Here is a 6,057-nt window from a genome sequence, read left to right on the forward strand (position 1 = left end):
AGTTCCTTTTGAGCTATTCATAATATCTCTATCGGTTATATTACTTCTATTATCTCTTTGGCTATTTCTTTCTTCTCTCATATCTATTGGAGTATTATTCGTTTCTTCTTTTTTTCCAGTTCCTTTTGAGCCATTTTTAATATCTTCCTCAATGCTAGGTGTATTATCCATATCAATATACTTATCTCTATTATCCTTACTATCTATCTTTGTATTGTTAGGATTATTATTTATATTATTGTTTGTATTACTATCTAAAATTTCTTTATTGAAATCTTCATTCTCTCTTGATATACCCTTATTAGAATCACTTATATTATTTTCAGTAGATACTGTTTTATCTGAAGTATTTAAAGATTCTTTAGAATTATTATTATCCTTATTATCTACTAAATTATTATTAAGATTTTCTTCATTACTACTTGATATTCCTGATTTATTAGTATTACTATTTTTCATTTCTTCTTCTATACTCATATTACTATTTAAATCATCTCTTTCGTTTTCAGTAGAGTTCTTATTATTTGAATTAGACTTCTTATTAATATCATCTTCAATTCCTTCGCCTAATAGCATATTTGAATTAGATTTACTTTTATCTGAATGATTAGATTTTCCCATCATTCCACTAATAGCACCTGCTGTAAAGCTTCCTCCTATCAAAGCTCCTTTTCCTATAGTTGCTCCTACATTTAATATAGCCTTTCCTACTCCACCTGCAACCTTTGAAGCTCCGTAAGATCCAACCATTGTACTCCAAGCATTTTTCAATCCAGCATCCATACCTAATATTCTTTCTATTATATTTGGACCATCTATAACACCTATACTAGCACCTACTAATAATAATAACTTAGCAAAATTTGTTGCTACATCACTACCATTTAAAGTAGTTCCAACCCAAGTTGTAAAAATAAAATATAATTTTAATATTATTGTAGTTGAAAATATTATAATAAATGTTGTACAAATTTGATTTATTGTTGCTTTTAATTTCTTTCCATCTTGTATATCTGCAAAAGCTATTATAGTTGCAAAAATTTGATTAACTCCTAGCTCATAAAATAATCTACCAAGTTTAAGTCCAAAACAAATTAATGCTATTCCTGTAGCACCTAATGTAACTATTATAGTTAAAAAATCTATTGAATATCTGTAATACGCTTCATCAATTTTAAAAAATCCTTTTTCTAAATCAACAAGCTTTTTATTACCATTTTTATCAAGTTCTATTTTTTTTCCTAAAATATCATCATTTTTAACTTCATCTAAATCTATTGTTTCTAATGCATCTATAGATAATATACTTTCTGATTTTATATTATTTTTATTACTTAAATTAAATTTATTTGAATCTAAATAATATAAATCATATATATTACTCTTAATTATTTCATTTGCAGATGTTGAATTATTAGATATTATTGAATCTTTAATTATTATATTTGACATAGATCCTAACTTAACCATCATTGTTGGTAAAAGTACAACAACTACTACTGCTAATAAAAAGTTTCCTGGTAAATCTCCTTTATTTACTTTTCTATTAAATATAAATTTATATCCTAAAAAAGCTATAGAAAAAGCTAATATAATCCATATAACTGGTCTATATTTATTTAGCATATTAATTACTTCACTAGATGAAAAAAATCCATTTAAGGTATATATCTTATTTATTGCAGCTTCAACACCATTTACCAATATGGCTAATAATCTTACCAGTTGCCACAATATCCATCTAAAACAATAGTTTACAATGTTGAAAATTTCCAATAAATTATGATTACTTAAATTTTCTATAACATTCAACCAATTCACCTACCCTAATTATTATTTAATCTTTCTTCTGCAATTTTTATATATTTTCTAAAGACTTCTTGGTTATAATCTTCTAAAATTTCCTTTGCATCCTCCCAAGGTTTATCATATTCAAACTTTTCTTCTATTTCTTTATTTACTCTAACTCCAATATCTCTATTGATATTATCAATTTCTTCCTTGCTGAAAATATCTGATATTAAGATCTCTTTACTTTCTTCTTTATCAACTTTTTTATTCTTTTTAAAATAATCATCAAATAATCTTAAGTCCTTTAGTTTAACATCTCTATGTAAACTATCTATTTTATCATTCATAAGATTTTTACTATTATCAAAGAATTTACTTAAATACTCATATCTATATTTAAGTGTAGTTTCTCCTTTATTAAATATTGGGTATGGAGTGATTTTATTTCCCTTTAAATCTCTCCTTTTAATTCCCCTAACTATAACAACATGACCTTCTTGAAGTTGCATAAGTTCATCTGATGTAATAAGTCTTTTTCCATCAACTGTTTCAGTTTGATGTTTAGTAATATCTAGCACATTCCCACTCCTAGAATGTGTTATTATAGTTTCATTTCCTACTAACTTTGAAAATTCTTCGGCAGTTTCTTCTTCATTTGAGAAAATATATATTTTATTTGAACAGTTTCCCATTATAGTCTTATAATCATCACCATATATCTTTTTAAGTTGAGATATAGCCTGTATTATTAAATTAAACTTAATATTTCTTCCTAAACAAACTGTTATTATACTTGCTAAACCCTCTATAGCTGGCATATTTCCTGCTTCATCTAATAAAAATATTACTTCTCTATAACATTTAGATGTTTCACTAAATGTTGCTTGTTTTGCCAATACATAATATACTTGTCTTACAAATATACTTGCTAAAATATGATTTGAAGAATCATAATCGGGTGTTGCCATAAAAATAGCTGTAGGCTTATTTTTATCAAATCCAATATCTTTTAAATTAATAGAATTTCTTGATGTAAGTTTTGCAATTTCATCTGTTGTAAATATGCTTAATTCACTCATAGCAACTGATAAAATTGAGCCTTTAGCTGAATCCTTAGAAAAATTAGATGTTGCATATTGCATTTTAGCAACATTAGATATTGGAGAATCATCTAAATTATTAAAATATACATCAAGTTCATTCTCACCTAAAATATTGTATTTAGAACCTAATTCAGAAAGCATATTTGCTACTGTATATAAGGTTCTTTTTCCATTATTAATCTCTATTTCTTTTTTATAATTTTCTATTTTATTGTGAATTGTTTTTATCTTTTCACTATCTTTTTCACTATTTAAATATTCAAGTTTATTTTCTTCTTCATATATTTTTTCTTTTAATATATTATTCTTTTTTTCAACTTCTCCTATAACCGCTAATATTAATCCATTTACTAAGCTCATAGCTGATATTTGCCAAAATGGATCTTTTACATTAGGCTTATAATACAACATATGAGTTAATGTTTTACATAAGGATTGAGCTGTTGAATAATCCTCTTGATTAAATGCTTCAATTATTAACTGTAACGGATTATAACTCATTGAATTATCGGGGTTTATTAAGTTTAAAATATAAACATTATATCCTCTCTTTTCTAATATTTCTTTTGAAGCACTATATAACTCTCCTTTAGGATCATTAACTATTAATGAAGCCTTTTCCTTTGCTCTTGAATATATATCTATCATTGGAAATACAAATAATTCACCTTTACCACTTCTAGTTGTTCCTATAATTAAGTTATTACTAGGGCTATCATCAATAAAAATTTCTTTATCTATTCTGCTTATTAAAACTCCACCTTTTCCATCATATCCACCTGCTTTAAATTCTTCTTCTGTTTCCACCTCATTAATTGCTTTATATTGTTCCTTTATTTCATCTATTGTAGTAAATCTACTTGTTCCTTTTTGTCCTTCTGCTATCTCTCCAAATGAAGCTTTGATATTGAATAATAGATGTGTTACAACTCCACCAACTATTAAGTAAGCTAACAGATATATAAATAAATATGTAAAATTAGGTATAAGTAAAAGTCTTAATAAATTGAAATTTGCTTCACCAGTCTTTAAAAGAAAATTTAAAGATTCTATAGAATTTGATACTATATTACAGAATACTGTTGTAACTAAAAAAACTACTGCTATAAAACTTGAAAATACTTTTTTATTAGCGACTCTCTTTAATAACTTAATCTCTTTATTGGCTTCTTTATCATCTATTAATTCTCTAAACTCTTTTGCAATTTTATCTAATAACAATTTACTCACTTCCTAAAAATTCTTATAAAAATAGGAGAAGTCTACCTTCTCCTATAAACTAAAATGTTATTTTTCTTTCAATAAATTGAGATATTGATGAAGCTCCTATTATGAATATTAATCCTATTGCAGCTCCTATATACCAAGGCTTAGCCTTTCTTAGTCCTTCACTTCCTCCAAAAATTTGAATTGTTCCTCCAATACCAAATGCTATTGCCGCTGCTGGTATTCCTAATATTTGCAACCATTTTACTACCTCATATCCCATTTCTGATAATTGTTGAATTACGTCCATTTTTTATTCCTCCTCATTTATATCTAATAAATTTTCTTCACAAAACTTATTTAAAGTTAATGTATTAATTTCTATAATTTTTAACATTTTTTCATACATAAATTTATATCTATCCTCAATTTCTTTTAGCTTATCTGCATAATAGAAATTATTTTCAAGATATTCAACTAAGTATTCATTTCTACTTTTTCCTTTAGACTTTGCCTTTTCATCAATGCAGGCTACTATCTCCTTTCGTAGACCTCTTACTTTTATATCCATCTACTGCTTTTCCATTTCTCTTTTAAACTCTATTGCTTCTTTAATAAAAAGAGCATTTTTTTGTATAACTTCTCTATGCTTCTCATTCAAGAAATCTTCATAGTCTATTCCTCTTTCTTTTAAAATTAGCATAGCAAGTTCTTTAGAATCCATATCAAGCTTACTACTATTCTTATCTGGTTTATTTCTTGCCATCTATCTAATCTCTCCTTTCCAAAATTATATTTATAGTTAAATTAATTCCTTTTATCACCCCCTTTAAAGCAATATAAAAAGCGTTAGATAAATTAATATCTAACGCCGTATATAAAATTCATAAATGAATATTTATTAACAAAATCCTAAATTAACATACTTTAAAGTTTTTTATTATAAATCTTTTATATTAAACAACTCTTCATATTTTTACTTATTAACACATACTCTATAATAATTACATTTCTATCTTTCATTTAAATTTATGATATTATTGGCTCTGTCATAAAGCCAATTTCCTTATATACATAATATAATGCTTCTTTTCCATTTAATTTTGTATCTCAATTATCAAAACTAAAATACCATTCTTCTGCTTCTTTTTCATTAAGCTCTTTAATCAAATGGTTTTCTGTAAATAATTCTAAACATAAATCATTTCTTAATTTATCTAACAAAGTTTTTTCATCATTCCATATTACTACAAATTGCCTTCCATCATCTACTAAAAAGAGTTTTGGAAGTAATGGATTTTTTATTTTTAAACTTTGATAAAATTCATCAATAACAAGAATTTTTTTATTCATTTTTAAAAATCACTTCCTTTCTAAAGAATATACTAACTTTCCTTATTTTTGCTTTAATCCTATACCACTTAGATACATATATATCATGATCATAAGCTAAATGATCTCCAAAAGGTTTATGTAATTCAAATCTCCTTCCACAATGTTTACATTTTGCTTTCAATAAATTTCACCTCATTTTAGAAAGTTTTAAAATTTGAATTGCGAACTAAAAAATACCGCATATTCTTTTTGAATAATACGGTATTTTCTTAGCTATAATATTTAGTTTTATATTAGTAACATATTAATCTATATTTTTACTTTTTGTTTTTTCTTCATATAATATGCCCCATAAAATCCCCCCAATATAGCAGCAATATAAATTATATTCATATTTCTCAACCTCCTTATATAATACAATTACTAGTTTATTATATCATATTTTTACACTACCATATTACTCAATTTTCAAAGACCATTTAGTTCGCAATATGAGTTAGTTTGATTGCGATGTTGAGGGCTAAAAATAGTATATAAAGTAAGTGATTAATATGAGATTAAACTCTAATAAGAATTACTCTATATACCTCAATATTGCAATCATTATATAGAACGAAGTCGC

7 protein-coding genes are annotated in these 6,057 nt (G+C 25.3%); all 7 read right to left on the reverse strand.

Annotated elements, in window-relative coordinates; all coding sequences use genetic code 11:
• Positions 1-1,812 (reverse strand): pLS20_p028 family conjugation system transmembrane protein (locus H9660_RS14220; protein WP_191751041.1); only part of this gene is annotated, 1,812 nt, incomplete at its 3' end.
• 14 nt (positions 1,813-1,826) lie between these two features.
• Positions 1,827-4,115: a VirD4-like conjugal transfer protein, CD1115 family gene (locus H9660_RS14225; protein WP_207729491.1), complete on the reverse strand. Its 2,289-nt coding sequence runs from the start codon at positions 4,113-4,115 to the stop codon at positions 1,827-1,829.
• 58 nt (positions 4,116-4,173) lie between these two features.
• Positions 4,174-4,410: a hypothetical protein gene (locus tag H9660_RS14230; protein ID WP_191751042.1), complete on the reverse strand. Its 237-nt coding sequence runs from the start codon at positions 4,408-4,410 to the stop codon at positions 4,174-4,176.
• Between the two features lie 3 nt (positions 4,411-4,413).
• Entirely contained in the window at positions 4,414-4,671 is a 258-nt protein-coding gene (locus tag H9660_RS14235) for a hypothetical protein (protein ID WP_191751043.1), read from the reverse strand.
• A complete protein-coding gene (locus H9660_RS14240) occupies positions 4,672-4,866 on the reverse strand; it encodes a hypothetical protein (RefSeq protein ID WP_191751044.1) in 195 nt (64 codons plus the stop codon).
• Positions 4,867-5,210: 344 nt separating this feature from the next.
• Complete coding sequence (locus H9660_RS14245) at positions 5,211-5,453, reverse strand: hypothetical protein (protein ID WP_191751045.1); 243 nt, start codon at positions 5,451-5,453, stop codon at positions 5,211-5,213.
• Positions 5,446-5,616, reverse strand: coding sequence for a hypothetical protein (locus H9660_RS14250; RefSeq protein WP_191751046.1), 171 nt, complete (start codon positions 5,614-5,616; stop codon positions 5,446-5,448). Before H9660_RS14250 ends, H9660_RS14245 begins: the two co-directional genes overlap by 8 nt.
• Positions 5,617-6,057: the final 441 nt, after the last annotated feature.

It is taken from the genome of Clostridium gallinarum, from assembly GCF_014836325.1.
GTDB classification, from domain to species: Bacteria; Bacillota; Clostridia; order Clostridiales; family Clostridiaceae; genus Clostridium; species Clostridium gallinarum.

What these genes read in the sequence shown, in the direction of transcription:
- H9660_RS14245 (WP_191751045.1), bottom strand. Translation starts at nt 5,453, where the DNA reads ATGAATAAAAAAATTCTTGTTATTGATGAATTTTATCAAAGTTTAAAA.
- H9660_RS14230 (WP_191751042.1), bottom strand. Translation starts at nt 4,410, where the DNA reads ATGGACGTAATTCAACAATTATCAGAAATGGGATATGAGGTAGTAAAA.
- H9660_RS14235 (WP_191751043.1), bottom strand. Translation starts at nt 4,671, where the DNA reads ATGGATATAAAAGTAAGAGGTCTACGAAAGGAGATAGTAGCCTGCATT.
- H9660_RS14240 (WP_191751044.1), bottom strand. Translation starts at nt 4,866, where the DNA reads ATGGCAAGAAATAAACCAGATAAGAATAGTAGTAAGCTTGATATGGAT.